Origin of the sequence: Herbidospora cretacea (genome assembly GCF_001570605.1) — a bacterium.
In the GTDB taxonomy this organism is placed as follows: domain Bacteria; phylum Actinomycetota; class Actinomycetes; order Streptosporangiales; family Streptosporangiaceae; genus Herbidospora; species Herbidospora cretacea.
In genome coordinates this window covers 468,617-490,052 of sequence record NZ_BBXG01000003.1, presented here as the reverse complement: position 1 = coordinate 490,052, position 21,436 = coordinate 468,617, and the positions used below count along the sequence as shown (strand labels likewise).

13 protein-coding genes are annotated in these 21,436 nt (G+C 73.6%); 3 read left to right on the top strand and 10 right to left on the bottom strand.

Features of this window, described 5'->3' with window-relative positions; genetic code table 11:
• Positions 1 to 235 precede the first annotated feature (235 nt).
• Entirely contained in the window at positions 236 to 2,323 is a 2,088-nt protein-coding gene (locus AW270_RS08005; RefSeq protein ID WP_157521756.1) for a thiamine pyrophosphate-dependent enzyme, read from the top strand.
• Between the two features lie 214 nt (positions 2,324 to 2,537).
• Here AW270_RS08005 and AW270_RS08000 read toward each other — a convergent pair whose 3' ends face one another.
• Both AW270_RS08000 and AW270_RS07995 read right to left on the bottom strand, forming a co-directional pair.
• Positions 2,538 to 6,560 (bottom strand): AAA family ATPase, encoded by a 4,023-nt coding sequence (locus tag AW270_RS08000; protein WP_061292310.1) that lies wholly within the window; start codon positions 6,558 to 6,560, stop codon positions 2,538 to 2,540.
• A complete protein-coding gene (locus tag AW270_RS07995; RefSeq protein ID WP_061292308.1) occupies positions 6,560 to 7,648 on the bottom strand; it encodes an exonuclease SbcCD subunit D in 1,089 nt (362 codons plus the stop codon). The genes AW270_RS08000 and AW270_RS07995 overlap by 1 nt, the downstream gene beginning before the upstream one ends.
• Before the next feature lie 146 nt (positions 7,649 to 7,794).
• On the opposite strand from AW270_RS07995, the gene AW270_RS07990 reads away from it, so the two are divergent.
• The gene (locus AW270_RS07990) at positions 7,795 to 9,273 is read left to right on the top strand and encodes an alpha/beta hydrolase family protein (RefSeq protein WP_061292306.1); all 1,479 of its coding nucleotides are present in this window, start codon (positions 7,795 to 7,797) and stop codon (positions 9,271 to 9,273) included.
• On the opposite strand, the gene AW270_RS07985 is transcribed toward AW270_RS07990, so the two are convergent.
• The gene (locus AW270_RS07985; RefSeq protein ID WP_061292304.1) at positions 9,253 to 10,212 is read right to left on the bottom strand and encodes an alpha/beta hydrolase; all 960 of its coding nucleotides are present in this window, start codon (positions 10,210 to 10,212) and stop codon (positions 9,253 to 9,255) included. The two genes, AW270_RS07990 and AW270_RS07985, sit on opposite strands and share 21 nt — an antisense overlap.
• Positions 10,213 to 10,374: 162 nt before the next feature.
• On the opposite strand from AW270_RS07985, the gene AW270_RS07980 reads away from it, so the two are divergent.
• Positions 10,375 to 11,685, top strand: a complete 1,311-nt coding sequence (locus tag AW270_RS07980) for an LCP family protein (RefSeq protein WP_061292303.1) — start codon at positions 10,375 to 10,377, stop codon at positions 11,683 to 11,685.
• 156 nt (positions 11,686 to 11,841) lie between these two features.
• Here the strand turns inward: AW270_RS07980 and AW270_RS07975 are convergent, their stop codons facing one another.
• From AW270_RS07975 to AW270_RS07945, 7 genes are all read right to left on the bottom strand, one after another.
• A complete protein-coding gene (locus AW270_RS07975; RefSeq protein WP_061292302.1) occupies positions 11,842 to 12,843 on the bottom strand; it encodes an enolase C-terminal domain-like protein in 1,002 nt (333 codons plus the stop codon).
• A gap of 18 nt (positions 12,844 to 12,861) precedes the next feature.
• Complete coding sequence (locus tag AW270_RS07970; protein WP_245674607.1) at positions 12,862 to 14,196, bottom strand: MFS transporter; 1,335 nt, start codon at positions 14,194 to 14,196, stop codon at positions 12,862 to 12,864.
• Positions 14,197 to 14,286: 90 nt separating this feature from the next.
• Entirely contained in the window at positions 14,287 to 15,453 is a 1,167-nt protein-coding gene (locus AW270_RS07965) for a VWA domain-containing protein (protein WP_061292300.1), read from the bottom strand.
• Positions 15,453 to 17,657: a DUF5682 family protein gene (locus AW270_RS07960; RefSeq protein ID WP_157521755.1), complete on the bottom strand. Its 2,205-nt coding sequence runs from the start codon at positions 17,655 to 17,657 to the stop codon at positions 15,453 to 15,455. Before AW270_RS07960 ends, AW270_RS07965 begins: the two co-directional genes overlap by 1 nt.
• Positions 17,623 to 18,708 carry an ATP-binding protein gene (locus tag AW270_RS07955; protein WP_061292296.1) on the bottom strand — a complete coding sequence of 362 codons (1,086 nt, stop codon included), beginning with the start codon at positions 18,706 to 18,708 and terminating at the stop codon, positions 17,623 to 17,625. The genes AW270_RS07960 and AW270_RS07955 overlap by 35 nt, the downstream gene beginning before the upstream one ends.
• Entirely contained in the window at positions 18,705 to 20,099 is a 1,395-nt protein-coding gene (locus AW270_RS07950; protein ID WP_061292294.1) for a DUF5691 domain-containing protein, read from the bottom strand. Before AW270_RS07950 ends, AW270_RS07955 begins: the two co-directional genes overlap by 4 nt.
• Positions 20,096 to 21,424 carry an SWIM zinc finger family protein gene (locus AW270_RS07945; RefSeq protein WP_061292439.1) on the bottom strand — a complete coding sequence of 443 codons (1,329 nt, stop codon included), beginning with the start codon at positions 21,422 to 21,424 and terminating at the stop codon, positions 20,096 to 20,098. The genes AW270_RS07950 and AW270_RS07945 overlap by 4 nt, the downstream gene beginning before the upstream one ends.
• Positions 21,425 to 21,436: the final 12 nt, after the last annotated feature.

The window sequence follows — 21,436 nt, the reverse complement described above, 5'->3', positions numbered from 1 at the left end:
TTGCGCCGGAATGGTTTGATCCCATGACATGTTGTCATGAAAACTTGTCAAATCTGGCGCGTATGCGCAAGGGACAGGACGGCACCCGCGAGGTGGCGACATAATCGGGCATGTGGCGCGGGACACTGTTGAGACGCATTTCGCCGAGGTCGTCGGGGCGCTTCGCCCCCCGGAGGCGAAGGGAGACCCGGAGCTTCCGGTCCGTCCCGGTTCATCCCTGACAGGAACCCAGGCGATGCGGGTGTACGACGCCCAGCTCGCCAGCCGTCTCTGCGACGTGGCCGCGCGCTGGCTGCGGGAGAACGAGCTCGGCCACTACACGATCGGCTCGGCCGGCCACGAGGGCAACGCCGCCGTGGCCCTGGCCGTGCGGGCGACCGACCCCGCCCTGCTCCACTACCGGTCGGGGGCCTTCTACCTGACCCGGTCGGCGCAGGCCGGGCGGGTCGCCAACGAGGGCCTGCGCGACATCCTGCTCGGCCTGGCCGCCTCTTCTGAGGAGCCGATCGCGGGCGGACGCCACAAGGTCTTCGGCCACCCGGCGCTGGCCGTCATCCCGCAGACCTCCACGATCGCCAGCCACCTCCCCCGCGCGGTCGGCGTCGCCTTCGCCATCGAACGCGCCCGCCTGCTCGGCTCCGCCACCCGGTGGCCCGCCGACGCCATCGCGGTCTGCAGCTTCGGCGACGCGTCGGTCAACCACGCCAGCGCGCTGTCGGGGTTCAACACGGCGGCCTACGGCACCTACCGGGGCCTGTCGCTGCCGATCCTCTTCGTCTGCGAGGACAACGGCCTCGGCATCAGCGTCCGCACCCCGCCCGGCTGGGTCGAGGCGTCGCGGCAGGGCCTGATCGAGTACTTCTTCGCCGACGGCTCCGACGTCGCCGAGACCTACGACGTCGCCCTGCGCGCCGCCGCCCACGCCCGCGAGCACCGGGTCCCGGCCTACCTGCACCTGAAGACGGTCCGCCTGATGGGCCACGCGGGCTCCGACGTCGAGATCGGCTACCGCACCCGCCGCGAGATCGCCGCCGACCTCGCCCACGACCCGCTCGTGGCCACTGCCCGCCTCCTCGTGGAGGCCGGCCTGGAGACGCCGGAGGATCTCCTCTCCCGGTACGAGGCCGAGCGCGACCACGTGCTCAAGCTCGCCGTGGAGGCCTCCCGCCGCCCGAAGCTGACCAGCGCCCGCGAGATCACCGCCCCCCTCTCCCCCCGCGACCCGGTCACCGTCGCGACCGCGTCGGCCCAGTCCGGGACCGCCCGCGAGGCGAGCTTCCGGACCCTCCCCGAGGACGAGGGCCGCCTCACCCTCGCCCAGGCGATCAACCGCACCCTCGCCGACCAGATGCTCCACGACCCCGGCATGATCGTCTTCGGCGAGGACGTCGCCCGTAAGGGCGGCGTCTACGGCGTCACCCGCAACCTGGTCCGCCAGTTCGGCACCGACCGGGTCTTCGACACCCTCCTCGACGAACAGGCCATCCTCGGCCTGGCCCTGGGCTCCGGCGTCTCCGACCTGACGCCGGTCCCCGAGATCCAATACCTGGCCTACCTGCACAACGCCCTCGACCAGATCCGCGGCGAGGCGTCGTCGCTCAGCTTCTTCTCCCAGGGCGCCTACCGGAACCCCCTGGTCGTCCGGGTGCCCGGCCTCGCCTACCAGAAGGGCTTCGGCGGCCACTTCCACAACGACAACTCCATCGCGGCGCTGCGCGACATCCCCGGCCTGGTCATCGCCGCCCCCGCCCGCCCCGACGACGCGGCCGCGATGCTCCGCACCTGCCTGGCCACCGCCCGCTCCCACGGGACGGTGTGCGTCTTCCTGGAGCCCATCGCGCTCTACCACACGCGCGACCTGTTCGACGAGGGCGACAACGGCTGGCTGGCGGCCTACGCGCCGCCCTCGCGGTGGGCGGAGACGCACGTGCCCGTCGGCCGGGCACGCTCCTACGGCGACGGCACCGACCTGACGATCGTGACCTTCGGCAACGGCCTGCGGATGAGCCTGCGCGCGGCGGTCCGGCTCACCCAGGAGGAGAAGAAGTGCCGGGTCCTCGACCTGCGCTGGCTCTCCCCCCTGCCGATCGACGACCTGATGAGATCGGCCGAACTGACCGGCAACGTCCTCATCGCCGACGAGACCCGCCGGACGGGCGGCGTGTCGGAGGCGATCGTGACCGCACTGATCGACAACGGCTTCACGGGCCGGATCGCCCGGGTGACCTCCCAGGACAGCTTCGTGCCCTTGGGCGCAGCGGCGGAGCAGGTCCTGCTGAGCGAACAGGAAATCGAACACGCCGCCCACAAGCTCCTCTCCTGACGCGTGTACGACACGCTGGAGCAAGGGCCTCTCACGGAGTTGTTTTCCGCCTCATGTCAGCGGTTCCGCCGAGGCCATGCGCGAGGGCACGGCGGCCCGGCCCTCGCGGACGCGGAGCTGAGCCGCGACGCGGAGCCGGAGCTCTACCAAGTGGCTGACCACGCCAACCGCCCTCCTCGCGCAGCGAGTCAAGGATGTCGTCGAAGGTGCGGAGTCACCGCAACGTGGAGCCGGCCCGGCCCTTGTGGACGCGGAGCTGGGCCGGGATGCGGACCCGGAGTTCCGCCACGTGGCTGACGACGCCGACCGCCCGGCCGCCCTCGCGCAGCGAGTCGAGAATGTCGAGGACGTCGTCGAGGGTGTCCTCGTCGAGGGTGCCGAAGCCCTCGTCGACGAAGAGGGTGCCGATCTCGGCGCCGCCCGCCTCCGCCGCGACCACGTCGGCCAGCCCGAGGGCCAGCGCCAGGGAGGTGATGAAGCTCTCGCCGCCCGACAGGGTGGCCGGGTCGCGGTCGATGCCGGTCCAGGCGTCGAGGACGCGCAGCCCCAGGCCGCCGCCCGATCGGCTGCGGTGGCCGGCTGTCTTCCTGACGTCGTATTGGAGCAGGTAGCGGCCGCCCGACATGTGGGTGAGGCGTTCGTTGGCGGCGTCGGCGACCTGGCGGAGGCGTTCGCCGAGGACATAGGAGGACAGGGGCATGTCCCACTGGTTGTCCGAGGAGGTCCCGTTGGCGAGTTCGGCCATGCGGCGGGCCAGCCGGTGGCGGCGGTCGGCGGGGGCGCGGCGTTCCTGGGCCCGGGTGAGCTCGTCGGCCAGGGACCGGAGCTGGGCCAGCCGGGCGACGGCACGGTCACGGGTGGAGACCTGGGCCGATCGGGCGGCGTCGGCCTCGTCGTGGGCCTGCTGGAGGGCGGGGAGATCCGGTGCCGGCCGCGCGGCGGCGGCCATCAGCTCGGGGTCGGCGAGGGTGCGGACCACGGCGGCCAGCTCGTCGCCCAGTTCGCGCAGGCGGCGGCCCATCTCGTCGATCTCGGCCGGGGTCCGCCGGGCGGCGGCCACGTCGTCGAGCCCGGTGAAACCGGCGTCGACGGCGGCGGCCAGCGCGGTGTCCCTGGCGGCGGCCAGTTCCCTCTTCGCCTCGGCGAGGGCTTCGGAGACCTCGGCGGCGTGCCGGTAGGCCTCGGTCTCGGCCCGCAGCCGGGTGACCCGGTCGTGGAGGGAGGCGTCGTCGCCGCGCAGCCGGTCGAGACGGCCCCTGAGCTCGTGCTCCTCATGAGCGAACCGTCCTCGGGCGGCCCTGGTCTCCATGAGCAGGTTGGTGTCGCCGGTCTCCTGGGACCGGAGGTTCCTGACTTCCTCGATCAGGCGCTCAGCGGTCTGCTGCGCGGCGAACCGGCGACCGACGGTCGCGGCCAGTTCCTCGACCACTCGCTCGGCCTCGGCCAGGAGACCCTCCGCCGCGGGGACGTCAGGCCGGACCGCAGGATCCCAGCCCGCCGGGTCATCGATGAGAGCACTCACCTTGAGGTCAGCGGCTGCCCCAACCCTCGTTGAACCCGCGCTCAAGGAACGCACGCCGGTCTCGGTCAGGGAGTCGCCCGCAAGACCGGTCTCGGCAGGACCATCGCGCAGAGAACCCAAATGCGCCTGATCGTCGCCCCCGCCCGAGGAGCCCACATCCGCAGGGCCGACGGTCGTCGCGCCGGAGACATGGCCGGCGGAAGGCGCTCCGCCGGTGCTGGGCGTCGCATCCGTGACCTCTCGCATGGCCTCAGAGGATTGAGGTCCTTGCGCCAGAGGGGTGCCTCTTGTCGCTCTCGTAACTTGGCGGATGGCTTCGGCCAGGCGGTCGGACAGGGCGGTGGTCTCGACGGCCGCTGTCAGGGCCGCGCTGATCGCGGTGGCCTCCTCGGTGAGGCGGGTGCGGCGGGAGGCGACCGTCTCGCCCGGGTCCAGGGCGGCGGACAGGCGGACCGTGAGGCGGTCTTCCTCGGCGCGAGAGTTTTCCTCCCTCGTCTGGAGGTCGCGGAGCGCGAGGGCGGTGTCGGCGGCCCGTTCGCGGACCTCGGCCAAGGCCGCTTCCAGGCGGGTGACCTCCTCGCGGTGGCCGGGCTCACGGGCGGCGGCCGACTCCAAGGCGGTCAGGTCGGCCTCCGCCTCCTCGCGGGCCTGTTCGGCCTCGGCCGGGGAGAGGCCGTCGGAGGCGTCGGCGGCGCGTTCGTGCTGGTTGCCCAGGTGGACGACGGCCGCCTCGGCGTCTTCCCGTGCCGCCTGGGTGGCGTCGGCCTCGGACTGGGCCGCCTCCTCGTCGTCGGCGGTGGCCATCTCGGACCGGGGCTCGGCCGGGGCCGGGTGGTCGGGAGAGCCGCAGACCGCGCACGGGTCGCCCTCGGACAGGCGCAGGGCCAGTTCGGCGGCCATGCCGTCGATTCTGGCCTGGCGGATCTCGTGGAGGCGGTCGACGGCGGCCTGGGCGGCGTCGACCGCCGCACGGCGGGCGTCTTCGGCCGTGGCCAGGTCGGCGGCGAGTTCGTCGCGGCGGATCACCGCGCTCAGGCGTTCCTCCGCCGCCAGCAGGCGGGATCGGGCCGCCGGGAGGGCCGCCGCCTGTTCGCGGCAGGTGGCCAGGCGGGCGGCGGCCTCGGCCAGGAGGCCGGGCAGGGTGGTCAGGCGGTCGGCCAGCTCGGCCTCGACCCCGGCCAGGCGGGCGGCCTCGGTCTCGGCGGCCTCACGGCCGGCCCGCAGGGCGGACAGGCGGGCCTCTTCGGAGTCGAGCGCGTCGAGGCGGGCGAGTTCGTCGCGCCGGTGGCGTTCGAGGGCGGTGAGCTCGGACCCCGCCAGGCCCGGATGACCGGCCGCCGCCCGGACCGCCGTCGCCTCGGCCAATGCGGCCCGGGTGGCGTCGCGGTGGCGGACCGCCTCCAGCAGGCCCGCCGCGCGGTCGCGGAAGGCCTCGGCTCCGGGGAGGGCGGCTTCGGCGACGGTGGCGGCGGCGCGCTGCTCCTCGGCCTCCGAGAGTTCGGCGGTGGCGGCCTCCAAACGGTCGGCCATGCTCTGGAGGCGCTTCTCCAGGGTGACGATCTCGTCGTTCAGATGGTCCTGTTCGCGGATCACGCCCTGGAGGCGGGCCTCGTCGCCGAGCGCCTCCTCCAGGCGGATCAGTTCGTCGTGGCGGGCCCGTTCGGCCCGGCGGTGGTCGGTCTCGGTCAGGCCCGCCGTGCCCGCGTCGAAGGCGGCCGACGCGGTGGCGGCGGTCCGGTCGCGCGCGGAGAGCTGGTCGAGCAGGGGGACCACGCGGGCGGCCGAGGCCGCCTCGGCGAGGATCACCTCCAGGTCGGCGCGTTCCTCGGCGCGGGCCTCCAGCTCGTCGCGGCGGACTCGGGCGGCGGTGTGGCGGCGCTGCCGGTCGGCCAGGTCGCGGGCCTCGGTCAGCTGGTCGCGGGCGATGCGCAGGGCCTCGTCGGAGACGGCCGCCTCGGCCGAGGCGACGGCGGCCGAGGCGGCGGCGAGCAGGGCCGACGACCACTCGACGGGGTCGTCGGAGTCGGCCACCTGGGACAGCAGGTCCGGTCCTGCCGCGCCGCGCATGCGGTCGGCGCGGGCGCGGACCTCCTCGGCCGTCTGCTCGGCGACCCGGCCGGTCTCGCGGCGCTGGTCGGCCAGCCATTTCTCCATGTCGGTGAAGACCCGCACGGTGAACAGGCGCTCCAGCAGCTTGCGGCGGTCGTCGCCGTGGGCCTTCAGGAACTTCGCGAAGTCGCCCTGCGGCAGCATCACCACCTGGCCGAACTGGTCGGCGTTCATGCCGAGCAGCCCGCCGATGAAGTCGCCGGCCTCGTCGAGGCGGGTCGTCACCGACGCCCAGTCGCCGCCCTTGAACTCCTGGACGATCACCTTCGCCTGTTCCTGGCGGGTGCCCTCGCCCCGGAGCTTCGGCCGGGACCACGCGGGCGAGCGGGTGACCCGCAGCAGCCGCCCCCGGATGGTCGTCTCCACCACGACCTGCGGGCCGACGCCCGGCGGCGCGTGGTCGCAGCGCAGGGACCGCGCGTCGTTGCGCTGGCCGGGCACGACGCCGAACAGGGCGCAGCAGACGGCGTCGAGGATGGTCGTCTTGCCCGCGCCGGTCGGCCCGTGGATGAGGAACAGCCCGGCCTCGCCGAGCCGGTCGAAGTCGACCTCCTCCGTGCCGGGGAAGGAGCCGAAGGCCGAGATCGTCAGCCGGTGGAGGCGCATCAGGCCATCGTCTCCCTGATGCGGCAGGCCATGGCGGCCTCTTCGAGGAGGCGCCGCTCGTCGGGGTCGGCGGGCTCGCCGCGGACCTCCCGGACGAAGTCGAGCGCCACGTCGATCTCGGGCCGCCCGGCCAGCCGGGGGCGCGCGGGCGCGGCCTCGGCCGCCTCGTCGGGGGCGAAGTGGAGGTCGACGGTGTGGGGGAACCGGGCCCGCAGCCGCTCCATGGCGGCCTTCGGCCGGACGGGGTCGGTCAGGGTCGCCTGGATCCAGTCGCCGAGGGGCGGCAGGGCGAGCAGGTCGTCGAGGCGGCCCCGCAGGCGGGTGAGCGGGCGGGGCACCGGCGCGGGCACGAACTCCACCGCGCCGCCCAGCTCGACCAGCCACGACCCCTTGAGGTGATCGGCCTCGGAGAAGGAGTAGGCGATCGGGGAGCCCGAGTAGCGGACCGTCTCGCTCATCGTCTGGCGGCCGTGGAGGTGGCCGAGGGCGGTGTAGGAGACCCCGTCGAAGACGCGCAGCGGCACGTGGGCGACCCCGCCGACCCTGATGTCGCGCTCGCTGTCGCTGGCCGCGCCCCCGGTGACGAACGCGTGGGCCAGCACCACCTTCGCTGGGGCGGCGTCGGACCGTACGCGATCCATGACGTGGGTCATGGCGGCCGTGTGGGTGCGCTCCGGGAGGCCCCACGGGGTGCGGACGAGCTCGGGCTCCAGGTAGGGAATCCCATAGAAGGCGACGTCGTTCACGACGACGGGGACCCAGGCCTGGTGGGGGTCGGTGCGGAGGTGGATGCGGTCCATCAGGCCGGCGCCGAAGCCGAGGCGGACCGGGGAGTCGTGGTTGCCGCTGATGATCACGGTGTGCGCCCCGAGGCCCCGTAACCGCCGTAGGGTGTCGTCGAACAGGGCGACGGCGTCGACCGGCGGCAGGGCCCTGTCGTAGACGTCACCGGCCACGAGCACGGCGTCGACCCGCTCCGCCCTGACCGTCTCGACCAGATGGTCGGCGAACGCCGCCTGGGCCGAAAGGAGGCTTTCGCGGTGGAACGACCGGCCCAGGTGCCAGTCAGACGTGTGCAGCAGCCGCATGGCGCACGAAGCTAACAGGTCCCACCGACAAATGGGGCCTCCCCTGAGACATGGTCATCACGTAATGACTTAACCTGGCGACCAGGGGGCATCGTAAGGAAGAGGGCACGACTCGGACTATGGATGATCCATCGGGGAGCGGCCTGATGAGCATGGGGCGGGGCACGCTGACGGTTCTCGCCGGTGTCCTCGTCGCACTGCTGGCGGTGATCGGCTATCTGCTGCCGCCGCCGACGTTCGACCCGCCGCCGCTCGAACCGCCGGCCGCGTTCCGCGATCTTCCGGCCCAGCCGTCGAGCGAGACGCGGCCCCCCGCGACCCTCTATCCGATCACCACCCAGACGCTCACCGTGCCGGTCCGGGGCGACGAGCTGGTCACCACGATCCGCAGCCCCCAGGGGCCAGGCCCGTTCCCGGCGATGGTGTTCGTGCAGGGGTCGGGGTCCGGCGACCGGGGCGAGTTCACCACGCAGGCCGAGTGGCTGGCCCGCCACGGCATCGTGACGCTCGCCTACGACAAGCGCGTCAACGGCTACTCCTTCCGCAGCCGCGACTTCACGCTGCTGGCCGACGACGCGGTCACCATGATCAAGCTGCTGCGCCAGCGGCCCGGCGTCGACCCGGCGCGCACCGGCCTGTGGGGAGTCAGCGAGGGCGGCTGGGTGGTCCCGATCGCGGCGTCCGCGACGCCCGACATCACCTACACGGTGCTGGTCTCCTCCCCCAACGTCTCGCCGATGCGCCAGGTCGCCTGGGCGCTCAACGAGCAGCTGCTCCGGCTCCACGCCCCCACCGGCGTCCGCGACCTGCTGACCCGGGCCATGGGCGGCGTCGGTTTCAACTTCCTCCGGTACGACAGCGCGCCCGCCCTCCACGGCATGCGCCAGCCCACCCTCGCGCTCTACGGCACGGGCGACCCGTCGATCCCGTTCGTGGAGAGCACCCAGACGCTGATCGACGCCAAGCCCGCGCCCAACTACACGATCCGGTTCTTCGCCGGGGCCGACCACGCGATGCGCCGGCACGGCGGGCCGTTCGTGCCCGACTACCTGCCGACGCTGGCCAACTGGATCACCGGCCTGCCCGCCCAGTCGCCGGTCAAGATGGCCGGGGCGAAACCGGTGCAGCGGTTCGAGGCCAGCGACGTGCCCGCCGCGCCCTGGTACGGCGGCAGCACCTTCCTCGGCCTGACCCTGTCGCTGGCGGCGTTCGGCTACGTCGCGGCCCCGGTGACCGAGATCTTCGTCCGGCTGCGCGGCCGGGATCTCCAGCACCAGACCAACGCCCGCGTCTGGCCGCCGATCCGGCGACGGCTGCGGCACCTGATCTGGACCGGCCTGGCCCTGCTGGCCTCGGTGCTGGCGTTCATCATGCTGATCGTGCTGTTCTCGGTGAACCAGGCCGGCGCGTGGCCCGCCGTCCAGGCCGGATGGCTGGTGGTGCGGGTGCTGGCCGTGGTCATCCTGGCGCAGCTCGTGGGGGCCACCGGCGCGGTGCTGGTCGGGTTCCGCGACGGCTGGCAGACGACCGGCGGGCAGCAGGTCGCGATCACCGGCGTGCTGGGCGGCACCGCGCTGATGCTGATCACCGCCGCCTACTACGGCCTATTCGGCTTCCCCTGGTAGGACCTCCGGCAGCGCGTAGGCCAGCCAGCGGTCCATCTCGTCGAACACCTGCTTGCGCACCGGCTCGGCCGACAAAACCAGGTCGTGGACGCCGCCCGCGACCCGCACCACCGTCACGCGGTGGCCGATCCGGGTGGCGTAGCGGGCGATGTGCTCGACGTCGAGCACGGTGTCGGTGCTGCGGACCTCCGGCGCGAAGTCCTTCACCCGCAGGCTCTGGCCGGAGCAGAGCACCAGCACCGGCACGTCGACCCTGAGCCCGCCCTGCAGCCGGTGGTGGGCGCGGCGGATCGCGGCCAGCCAGGCGGCGTGCACCGGGAACCCGCCGAGAGGCTTCCACTCCAGGTCGAAGTCCCACTCGCCCTCGCGGGAGCGGTGGATGCTGTCGCCGTAAACGGTGGAGACGCCCAGCGGGATCACCGCCCTGGCGGGCAGCCGCGCGAACACCCCCTTCAGCGCGTCGGCGACCCCCCTGACCAGCACCGGGACGTTCAGGTCGAGGAACGGGCTGTTCAGCACGAGCGCCTGCACGAGCCCCCGGCCGCGCACCCGGTCGGCCCACAGGGCGGCGACCAGTCCGCCGGTCGAGTGGCCGTTGATCACGACCTCGTCGTGATCGGCCCGGATGATCCGCACGGCCTCGTCGATCTCCGGGAAGTACTCGGTGACGCTCCGGACGAACCCCCGCGTCTGGTACGGCAGCAGCGACCGCCCGTATTTGCGCAGGTCGAGCGCGTAGAACGAGACGCCCTGGCCGACGTAGTGGTCGGCCAGATGGGCCTGGAAGAAGTAGTCGGTGAAGCCGTGGAGGTAGAGGACCGCCCGGCGGGAGCCCGGCACGACCCGGCGGACCAGAGCGGCGACGACCTCGCCCTCGTCGTCGGGCGGCAGGGGGATCGTGATGACGTCATAGTCCGCGCCAAGGATGTCCTCCGACATAGCCGACAGGGTACGCGAACGGGGTGAATCGGCTGCGAACTCGCCGGTGTCTGGAAGGTAAAGGCGTTCGGCCCCCTCGGACGGTTCAATGTAATCGTGGCGACACGGTCCGTGACCACTAAATCGAGCTCTTCGGGGATGGGCGTGCGGAAACCAGGTCAGGTGATCGGATGGGTCGCGTTGTCGGTGCTGTTCCCGGGGGTGGCGCATCTGCGGGCGGGATGGCGGCGGACCGGCGCGTCGGTGCTGGCGATCTATCTGTCGGGCGTGGCGGTGGTCATCACGGTGGCCCTGATGTCGGGGGCCGACCTGGCCGGGCGGCTGATCGGGCGGCTCGGGCTGGTGGCGGTGATGTCGGGCACGCTCGGCGTGGCCTGGTTCGTGCTGGTCGTCCACTCCTACGTGGTGCTGCGGCCGGGCCGCCTCTCGGTGCCGGGACAGCTGGTCTCGGGGGTGCTGACCGGCGTGCTGGCGGTCGTGTCGGCGCTGCCGTTCGGGCTGGCCGCCCACTACGCGGCCGTGTCGCAGCGGACGATCGACGGCCTGTTCACGAGCTCGGGCGAGGTGCCGGCGGGTGAGCCGTTCGGCGGGCGCGAGCGGGTCAACATCCTGCTGCTCGGCGGCGACCTGGCCGGGAACCGGGTGGGGGTGCGGACCGACAGCATCAACGTGGCCAGCGTCGACGTGCGGACCGGCCACACGGTGATGTTCGGGCTGCCGCGCAACCTCGAAGGCGTCCGGTTCCCCGAGGGGAGCCCGATGTACAACCACTTCCCGTTCGGCTTCCGGCTGCCGTCCGGGCCCGGCGGGGCGCGCGAGGACCTGCTGTTCTCGGTCTGGGAGTACGCCGACCAGCACCCGGAGGTGTTCGGGGGACGCACCGGCATGGGGGCGCAGACGCTGAAGGAGACCGTCGGCGAGATCCTGGGGATGCGGATCGACTGGTACACGCTGGTCAACATCGGCGGCTTCGCCAAGATCATCGACGCGATCGGCGGGCTGGAGCTGACCGTCGGCCAGAACGTCGTCTACGGCCGCCACCACGAGGGCCTCATCCCGGCCGGGACCCGGCGGCTGACCGGCGAGCAGGCCCTCTGGTTCGCCCGCTCCCGCACCTTCTCCGACGACTACGCGCGGATGAAGCGGCAGAAGTGCGTGTTCGCGGCCCTGCTCGACCAGGCCGAGCCCGCCACGGTGCTGACCCGCTTCACCGAGATCGCCACGGCGACCGAGGGGCTGCTGGAGACCGACATCCCCGTCCCGATGCTGGAGCACCTGGTGCCGCTCGCGGCCAAGGTCAAGCGGGCGGGCGTGACGAGCGTCCAGTTCGTCCCGCCGATGATCAGCACCGCCGCGCCCGACTGGGAGATGATCCGCGCCGCCGCCGCCAAGGCGATCTCCGGCGGCACCGGAGGGCACGGCCCGGCCAAGCCTCCCAAGATCACCGAAGGCTGCGCCGCCGTCGAGCCGTGACGCGCCCCTGGCGGAAGCGGGGGTCGACGCCGGATGCGGTGAGGACCGGGCGCGGGGGCCGGGGTCGCGGCAGGCGGAGCCGTAACGGAGAAAGCCTTCATCACGCGGAGGCGTGACGGAGCGGCCTCAACGCGCGGAGTGCGGGAAGGGAAGCCTCTAGCGCAGGGCGAAGCTGTCGCGGGCCATCCGCCTGACCCGCTCCTCGTCGACCGTGTGGCCCAGCCCCGGCTGGGTCAGCGGGATCGCGACCACTCCTCCCGACGCGCCGACCGGCGGGTCGACGATCTGGGCGTTCCTGGGCGGTTCGGTCACGTCGCTCGGGAGGGTGCAGCCCGGGAGCGCCGCGACGGCGACGGTGGCGGCGCGGGCCAGGCCGGTGCCGCGGCCGTCGGCGCAGGTGATGTCCCAGCCGGCGCGGCGGGCGCGGTCGTGGGCGGTCTTCACCCTGGCGAGCGAGCCGAACAGCGAGGGGCGGAGCATGAGCGCGCGGCCGGCCCGCGCCGCGATCGCCTCGTCGAGCTCGGCCAGCGACCGCGCCTCGACGACGACCGGGATGGTCAGCCGCGACTGGAGCTCGGCGCTCAGGTCGAGGTCGTCGCAGGGCCGCTCGATGCCCGACAGGTCATATCCGGCCAGGGACTCCAGCTGGCCGATCTCCGTGTACGCCCGCCGCGCGTCTACCGTGATCGCCAGCGCCGGGTAGGCGGCCCGGATCGCGCGGAGCGGCTCGACGTCCCACCCCGGGTGGATCTCGACGGTGACGTGGGCGTATCCGGCCCCGACGAAGCGGTTGACCCCGTCGACGGCCGACTGCAGCGACCGGACGGCCGGCAGCCGGACGGTCGCCATGAGGGAGGTGCGGGTGCCGCCCAGCGCGTGGGCGAGCGGCACGCCCGTCATCCTTGTCGCCAGGTCCCAGCAGGCCATGTCGGCCGCGGACCCCAGCTCGGGCAGGTCGTGGGGGGTCTCCCAGTCGACCCCGATGAGGATCTGCGCGAGGCTCTCCTCCAGCGTGCTCCAGACCTTGGGATCGGGGTGGACGACCTCGCCCCACCCCGCCATCCCGCCGTGGTCGGTGAGCTTGACCAGGATGCTCTCCGGCCGCCTGCCATAGGGCAGGACCAGCCTGAAGACATCGACCTCACGGACACGCGGCACAGATGGTCCCCCTAGTTCTCAGAGTTCCATGGTGACACGCCGGGACAGCAGCGCCCCCGCCAGCGCCATCACCACGAGCAGGGCGAAGCAGACGGCATAGGCTCCCGTCGCGGTCAGCACGGCCCCCGTGACGGCCACCGCGACCACGGTCATCCCCGACTCGCCGACACTGAGCGAGGCGCTGTTCTTGCCCTCCTCACCGGGCCGGGACAGCTCCAGGACCAGCACGGACAGCGTCGGGTAGATCATCCCGATGCCGAGCCCGCAGACCACCCAGCCGATGAACGCCACCCAGATCGGGACGGCGGGCAGGAAGGCGAGCGCGGTCACCGAGATCCCGGCGGCGACCAGCAGGTGGCCGCCCCACAGCCGCAGCAGCCGGCCGCCCGGGTACTTGCCCTGCAGCCACGACCCGGCCGACCAGGCCAGCGCCCCGCCGGTCAGCGCGATGCCCGCCTCGGTCAGCGACAGGCCGCGCTCCTTGACGAGCATGAGCGGCACCAGCACCTCGGCGGCGAAGAACGCGCCCATGCTCAGCCCGCGCAGCGCGACGACGGTCGGCAGCCCCCGGGCCGCCCGCAGCGTCCCGGCCGGGACCAGCATCGGCAGCGCGACCATCAGCACGATCAGGCCGGCCGCCATCAGCGGGTAGTTCCGGTCGTCGGAGCCGTATTGGAGCACCGCCGCGCCCACCGCCGCGGCCCCGCCCCAGGCGAGCCGCGCGGCGAACGGTCCGGTGTCCGTCTTCTCCTCTTCGTGCTGGTGGGGCTCCCGGGAGGCCAGCCCCCGCCAGAAGATCACCGCGGCCGGGATCGCGAGCACCGCGACGCCCAGGAAGACGGCCCGCCAGGTCCACGCCTCGGTGACCGTGCCGGTGATGGCCGGGCCGACCACCGAGGGCAGCACCCAGGCGGCGGCCAGCAGCGAGAAGACCTTCGGGTGCATGGCGCCCGGGTAGACCCGCGCGACCAGCACGTAGATGGCGACGTTGAACATCCCGCCGCCCAGCCCCTGGATCAGGCGGCCGGCGATGAAGATCTCCATCGTGGGGGCCAGACCGGCGACGACCAGACCGGCGACGAACGCGGCCAGGCCCGTCCAGAGCGGCTTGTCGGGGCCGGAGACGTCACCCCAGCGGCCGCCGGCGACCGTGCCGACGAGCGCGGCGGCGACGGGGCCGCTGAAGGCGAGGCTGTAGAGGCCCCAGCCGCGCAGCTCCTCGCCGATCTCGGGCATGGCGGTCGCGACCGCCAGGTACTCGAACGCGACCAGCACGATGAGCGCGGTGATGCCGGTGCTCAGGGCCCGGTAACGGGCCGAGAAGACGGCCGGTGGCGGTGACGTGGATGTCATGAGAGAAACCATGATTCGGACATTACGGATGGGAAGCGTACCGGGCATCGGGCCCTGGCCCCAGAGGACATGAGACCTTCGGCCGAATCGTCAAGCGTTGCGTTCGGCCCAGGCCGTGATGTCGCGGCGTTCGATGGCGGCGGCCATCAGGTCGGGGAAGGCGTCGGGCGTGCAGGCGAAGGCGGGGACGCCCATGGCGGCCAGGGCCGCGGCGTTGTCGTGGTCGTAGAAGGGCGCGCCCTCGTCGGACAGGGCCAGCAGGACGATCACCTGGACCCCGGCGGCCGTCATCGCGGCGACCCGCCTGAGCATCTCGGCGCGGACGCCGCCCTCGTAGAGGTCGCTGATCAGGATGAAGATCGAGTTGGCCGGGCGGGTGATGAGGCCCTGGGAGTAGGCGATGGCGCGGTTGATGTCGGTGCCGCCGCCGAGCTGGGTGCCGAAGAGGAGCTCGACCGGGTCGTGGAGCTGGTCGGTCAGGTCGACCACGGCCGTGTCGAAGACGACCAAGGACGTCTTCAGCGAGCGCATCGAGGCCAGCACCGCGCCGAACACGCTCGAGTAGACCACCGACGCCGCCATCGAGCCGCTCTGGTCGATGCACAGCACGACCTCGCGCTGGACCGACTGCTGCTTGCGGGCGTAGCCGACCAGCCGCGACGGCACGACCGTGTTGCGGTCGGGGAGGTAGTTCTTCAGGTTGGCGCGGATGGTCCGGTTCCAGTCGATGTCGGCCGGACGCCGGGGGCGGTTGGTCCGGGCCGCCCGGTTGAGCGCGCCGGTCACCGCCGCGCGGGTGCGGTGCTGGAGCTTGCGTTCCAGCTCGTGGACGACCTTCCGCACCACCACCCGGGCCGACTCCCTGGCCTTCTCGGGCATCACCCGGTTGAGCGACAGGAGGGTGCCGACGAGGTGGACGTCGGGCTCCACCGCCTCGAGCATCTCCGGCTCCAGGAGGAGACGGCTGAGGTCGAGGCGGTCGATGGCGTCCTTCTGCATGACCTGGACGACCGTCGAGGGGAAATAGGTCCGGATGTCGCCCAGCCAGCGGGACACCCTGGGCGCCGACCCGCCCAGCCCGGCCGAGCGGGGCGACGACTCGCCGCCGTCGCCGTCGAGGTCGTAGAGGGCGGCCAGGGCGGCGTCCATGCCGGCGTCGGACCCCGACAGGCCGCCGAGGCCGCCGGGGGCCTGTTCGGCCGCCCCGCCGAGGACCAGCCGCCAGCGGCGGGCCCGCTCGTCGTCGTGCGTGTCCATCAGCCGCTCCCCAGGATTCCCATGACGGTCCGCACGGCCGGGGCGGCGCGGTCGTCGTCGTAGTCGATGTCCTTCTCGGTGGCCGAGCCCGACCGGACCCGGCTCGCGATCGATCGGCGCTCCGGCGGCGCGAAGGAGCCGAAGGTCCGCCGCAGCAGGGGCAGGACCTCGACGAACGCGTCGCCGCGCAGGCCCATGAGCCAGTCGTCGACCATGGCCAGCAGCCGGGGGTCGTGGACCAGCAGCAGCCCGCCGCCGGACAGGAACCCCTCGATCCAGGCCGCCGCCCGCGCGGGCGGATGGGCGATCGACACGGCCCGCGACATGCGCGCGTCGGCGTCGCCGAGCCGGTCGGCGTCGAAGAGGATGCGGACGATCCGGCCCTCGACCACCCCGGGCAGGCCGGCGCGGTCGGCGAGGGCGCGCAGGGCGGCGAGCCAGCGCTCCCGCCCCTCGTCGAGCAGCGCCGACGCGCTGGTCACGGCGTCGACGTGGACGACCATGCCGCGCGCGTTCTCGTCGTCGAGCCCCGAGACGGCGGCCGACAGACCGGCGCAGATCCGGGCCAGCAGCGACGTGGCGATCACGGCCAGGCCTTCGGCCGGGGTCCCCCGCACGTCGCCGTAACGCTGCGCGCGGACCAGCGCGGGCAGCGCCGCCATGAGGTGGCGGATGTCGGTGTCGACGGCCGCCCGGTCGCCGATCGCGGCCAGCACCGACGGCAGCGACCCCGGCAGGTCGGCGAGCAGCGCCCGCTCGACCAGACCGGTGAGGTCGGCCAGCGCGGCCCCCTCCTTGGCGGCCAGCTCGGCGATCCGGGCGACGGCGGCGGCCGGGACGGTCACCCCGAGCGGCGCGGCCTCGATGAGCGAGATGTCGAACTCGGGCCGCCACTGGAGCGCCCAGGCCTCCTTGAACGTGCCCTTCCCCCGGGTGTGCCGGGGTTCGCCCCACGGGACGCCGAGGAGCCGGAGGCGGTGGAGCAGGCGGCTGCGGTCGAGGTCGAGCGGCTTGCGCAGGTCGAGTTCGAGCTCGCGGTCGAGCGCCTCGGGCTTGAGGCGCAGCCGTCGCTGCTCCTCGCGGAGGTGCCGCTGGAGCGGGACCATGGGCGTGGAGTCGGGCACGTGGCCCAGCCGCTCCCCCACGACCATGCGCCGCTGGATGAGCTCGACGGGCAGCTCGTCGCCCTCGCACAGGACGGCCCGCGCGGCCTCGGTGACCTCGGCGAGCCCGGCCAGCGGCCGGTCGCGGACGACCGCGAGGCTGTGGGCGAGCCGGACCGACTCGATGACGTGGGCCGACGAGACGGGGATCCCCTCGTCGCGGAGCACTCCGGCCGCGTCGGTCAGCCAGCGTTCGACCGGGCGGTCGGGGGTGGCGAACAGGTGGGCGTACCAGCCCGGGGAGGTGACTCCCGCGCCGTAGCCGCTCCAGTGGGCGAGCCGGCCGTGGGTCCACGGGACCCAGGTCATCTCGGCCTTGACCTTGGGCAGGCCCTTGAGGATCCGGTCGTCGGCGGCGGCCGGTCCGATGGTGGTCAGCGCCGGGACGTGCCACGCCCCGCACACGACAGCGATGTTGCCGAAGCCCTCTTTGACGGCGACCCGGACGGTCCGGCGCATGTACGCCTCCCGCCGGGCCTCCCTCTCGTCGGGGGTGTAGCCCTCCCGGACGGCGGCCATGGCCTCGGCGATCACCTCGAAGGGGGTGTCGCCCCGGTGTTCGACGGCGTCCTCCCACCAGCGCTCGGGGTCGTCGTAACCGGCCGCCGCGGCGAGCGAGGCGATCGGGTCGATCCGGACGACCTGGGCCGGGGTGGGGTCGTCGTCCCCCGGCTCGGGCTCCTTCTCCGCCAGCGAGTGGGCCGCCGGGAGGTCGCAGAAGCGGGCCGGGACGCCGGCCTCGGCCGCGTATCTCAGCGCCTGCCATTCCGGGGAGAAGGTCGCGAACGGCCAGAACGCCGCCTTCGTCGGGTCGCCGGGGACGTGGGCCAGCAGCGCCACCGGGGGTTCCATGCCCGGGTCGGCGGCCAGGGCGACCAGGCCGTCGGCCTCGGGCGGGCCCTCGATCAGGACGATGTCGGGCTTGAGGCGGGCGAGCTCGGCCGCCACGGCGCGGGCGGAACCGGGGCCGTGGTGGCGGACGCCCAGCAGGGTGACGGTCACCGGGTCACCCGGCGTCGCGGCACGCGCGGTAGAAGTCACGCCACTCCTCCCGTTCGCGGACGACCGTCTCCAGGTACTCCTGCCAGATCACCCGGTCGGACACCGGGTCCTGCACGACCGCCCCGACGATCCCGGCCGCCACGTCGGAGGGCCGCAGCACCCCGTCGCCGAAGTGGGCCGCCAGGGCGATCCCGCTGGTCAGTACCGAGATGGCCTCGGCGGTGCTGAGGGTGCCGCTGGGCGTCTTGACCTTGGTTCGGCCGTCGGAGGTCACCCCCGAGCGCAGCTCGCGGAAGACCGTCACCACCCGGCGGATCTCCTCCAGGCCCGCCGGGGTCTCCGGCAGCTCCAGCGACCGGCCGAGCTGGGCGACCCGGCGGGAGACGATCTCCACCTCCTCCTCGGCGGAGGCCGGGACGGGCAGCACCACCGTGTTGAAGCGGCGGCGCAGCGCGCTCGACAGCTCGTTGACGCCCCGGTCGCGGTCGTTGGCGGTGGCGATGACGTTGAAGCCCTTGGCCGCCTGGGTCTCCTCGTTGAGCTCGGGGATCGGCAGCGTCTTCTCCGACAGGACGGTGATCAGCGCGTCTTGCACGTCGGAGGGCATGCGGGTCAGCTCCTCGACCCTGGCCAGCCGCCCCTCGGCCATGGCCCGCATCACCGGGCTGGGCGTCAGCGCCTCCCGCGAGGGGCCCTCGGCGAGCAGCCGGGCGTAGTTCCAGCCGTAGCGGACGGCCTCCTCGGCGGTCCCGGCGGTGCCCTGCACCAGCAGGGTCGAGTCGCCGGAGACGGCGGCGGCGAGGTGTTCCGACAGCCAGGTCTTGGCGGTGCCGGGCACGCCGAGCAGCAGCAGCGCCCGGTCGGTGGCCAGGGTGGCGACGGCGACCTCGACGATGCGGCGCGGCCCGATGTACTTCGGCGTGATCACGCCGCCGGGGTGGTCGGCGTCGCCCAGGATGTACGTGGTCACCGCCCACGGCGACAGGCGCCAGCCGGGCGGGCGGGGCCGGTCGTCGTGCTTGGCCAGGACGGCCAGTTCGTCGGCGTACTGGTCTTCCGCGTGGGGCCGCAGCACGGTGGGGGTCGTCACGAGAACTCCTTGATCATGTCGGAACGGAAGCGGAGCAGGGCGGCGGCGGTCCGCAGTTCGCCGATGTCGGGCAGCTGGTCGAGGTCGTAGTGGCCGGCCGGGTCTAGGCGTTCGCCCGCCAGGCGGGCCAGCTCGCCCGCGTTCCACGGCTGGCTGGAGGCGATGTCGGCGACCCGCTGGAGCACGGCCGCCGCCAGCGGGCCGCTCCACGGTCCGGGCACCCCGCCGAGCATCATGATCAACTGGCCGTCGACGTTGCCGGCCCGGACGATCTCGGCCGCCCGCCACGACCGTTCGTCGGGCGGCAGGACTGCCAGCAGGTCGGTCAGCGGTTCGACGTCGAAGAGGGCGCGGGCCCAAGCGGGGTCGTCCTGCAGGATGGCGGCCCGGATCCAGCCCATGTGGATCTCCCTGGCCCAGTCGCCGATGGTCATCCGGACCAGCTCGGCCGGGTCGGCGCCCAGGTGGCCGGGCCAGAAGCCCAGCGGCGTGTGCGCGATGACCTGCTGCAGCCACCAGCTTCGCGGCCCGGTGCCCGCGGGCGGCCGGGACCGGACGCCGTCGCGCTCCATGACCGAGTCGCACGCCGCCGGGGCCACCGCGTCGAGCCGGGAGCCCCGCCGGGTGAGCAGCCCGGCGGCCCGCTCGGCCATCCGCCTGCCGAGCCGGGAGTCGGGCAGCTTGGTGAGCAGGTCGGCGGCGGCCTGCCGGACCTCCCGGCGGCGGTCGTCGAGGGCCTTCTCCAGGAAGGGCTCGTCGGCCATGGTCAGCCCGTGGGCCAGGACGCCGATGAACACGGCCCGGTCGTCGGGGTTCTCCTTGGCCCAGGTGACCTCCAGCAGGTCTCTGGCGTCGCCGGGCGAGGCGGCCCGCAGCGCGGCGAGGAAGGTCTGGCGGTCGCCGCGGGTGCCGAACTCCCACGGCCCGTGGTCGAGGCTCTCCTGAGCCCCGGAGCTCTCCTGCAGCAGGTAGCCCCACTCGTGGTTGAGCCCGGCGAGCCAGCGGCCCCGCGCCCCGGTGACGACGGCGAGGTCGGCCCGGATGGACCTGTCGCGGGCCCCGGCGGCGAGCAGCTGCGGCAGCAGCCGGGCCGGGACCCGGAGCGACCTGCGGGCCGCCAGCTCCAGCCATTCGGGCAGCACCCGGGGGAACTCACCGCCGAGCAGCCGGGCCAGCCGGTCGGCGGCCGGACCGGGCACCGGGGGCGTCCCGTCGGCGGGCGCCTCGTCGAGCGGGCTCCCGCCGCCCGGCCGCTCCCCGGCCCGCCGGGCGACCACCTGGGCGGCGGCCTGCTCCAGCAGGTCGAAGGGGGTGTCGGCGCCCCGGCGTTCGGTCCCGACGAGAGCGGTGGAGACGAGCTCGTTCCACCCGTTGCGCCGATCGAGCCTCACAGCACCACCACCTCGTCGTTCTCGTCCCACGTCGTGAGGGGACGCAGGCCGTCAGGGGTCCATTCCACGGCCACCGTCACCGGACGGCCGCCCGAGACGGCGATCAGTCTCCACGGGTCGCCGGCCGACGGGCGCAGCCGGAGCCCCTGGCCCGAGCCGCCCAGCAGGCACCACTCCTTGCCGTCGCGGCCCACCCGCGCCCCGGTGATGACCAGCGGCCACGACTCGGTCCACGGGTCGCGGGTCAGCACGTCGGCGATCACCTGCGGCACGCCCTCGACCTCGACCCCCGAGGCCGGCGTCCTGGCCGGGACGGCGGGGCCGTAGCGGTCGGCGATCAGCGCCCTGAGCGGGGCCGCGCCCGGGTAGTAGGAGACGTCGGCGTCGATCCGGGTGCCGAGAACCAGCGACGCGTCGAGCGGCTGGCCCGGCGGGGCGAACGACAGCACGAGCGCCACCCGACCGGTCGCCCGGCCGTGGAGCCAGACCCGGCGCGACAGCAGCCGGTCGCGCTCCTCGTCGCGCCGGGCGATGACCTGCCACTCGTCGCGGATCGGCGGCAGGGCCAGCACCGTCTCCTTGGCGACCTGGTAGCCGACCCGCTGGCGGACCGTCTCGCGCAGGTCGCCGGGCAGCTCGGCGGCCCGGCGGTGGGCCACGGCCAGCAGGTGGACCATGGCGTATTCACCCAGCAGGCGGCCCGGCCAGTTCTCGTCGCGGAAGACGCGGGTGAGGCCGGTGAAGGTCCCGGCGAGGCCGGGCGCCTGGGCGTCGACGAGGCGCTTGGCCAGGTCGCTCCACTCGGCCAGGCCGGTCTGGCGGGCGTCGGCCAGGCCGCTCGCCACCTGGTCGGACAGCCAGCGTTCGAGCTCGGCCAGGCCCGCCGCGACGCGCTCCTCACGCTGCCTGACCCGGCTCTCGTCCTTCTCGGCGTCCTTCGCTGTAGGCGCTTTCGCGGCCTTCTCGGCCGCCTTCTCCGTGGCCTTCTCGGCGCGGGCGGTCCGCTGGGCGAACCATTCGGCCACCCAGGGGGCCGGTTCGGCCGCGGGCGGCACGCCGTCGGCGGACCACAGCAGGAGCAGGCCCAGCGCGTGTTTGCAGGGGAACTTCCTGCTGGGGCAGCTGCAGCGGTAGGCGGGCTCGGAAAGATCGACGCACGCCTGGTAGGGCTTGGACCCGGATCCGGCGCACTCGCCCCACAGCGCCGTTCCGGACACCCCCATGGCGGACCACTTCCTGGGCGCGCTCACCCCGCCGGCCGCCTTCTGCGAGGCGGCGTCGGGCGCGAGCGCCAGCACCTGGTCTCGACTCCATCTTTCGGTCACGCGCCGCACCCT

Excerpts from the sequence above, each read along its gene's own strand:
- AW270_RS07990 (WP_061292306.1), top strand. The coding sequence starts at position 7,795 with ATGAGCATGGGGCGGGGCACGCTGACGGTTCTCGCCGGTGTCCTCGTC.
- AW270_RS08005 (WP_157521756.1), top strand. The coding sequence starts at position 236 with ATGCGGGTGTACGACGCCCAGCTCGCCAGCCGTCTCTGCGACGTGGCC.
- AW270_RS07995 (WP_061292308.1), bottom strand. The coding sequence starts at position 7,648 with ATGCGGCTGCTGCACACGTCTGACTGGCACCTGGGCCGGTCGTTCCAC.
- AW270_RS08000 (WP_061292310.1), bottom strand. The coding sequence starts at position 6,560 with ATGCGCCTCCACCGGCTGACGATCTCGGCCTTCGGCTCCTTCCCCGGC.
- AW270_RS07970 (WP_245674607.1), bottom strand. The coding sequence starts at position 14,196 with ATGACATCCACGTCACCGCCACCGGCCGTCTTCTCGGCCCGTTACCGG.
- AW270_RS07985 (WP_061292304.1), bottom strand. The coding sequence starts at position 10,212 with ATGTCGGAGGACATCCTTGGCGCGGACTATGACGTCATCACGATCCCC.
- AW270_RS07965 (WP_061292300.1), bottom strand. The coding sequence starts at position 15,453 with ATGGACACGCACGACGACGAGCGGGCCCGCCGCTGGCGGCTGGTCCTC.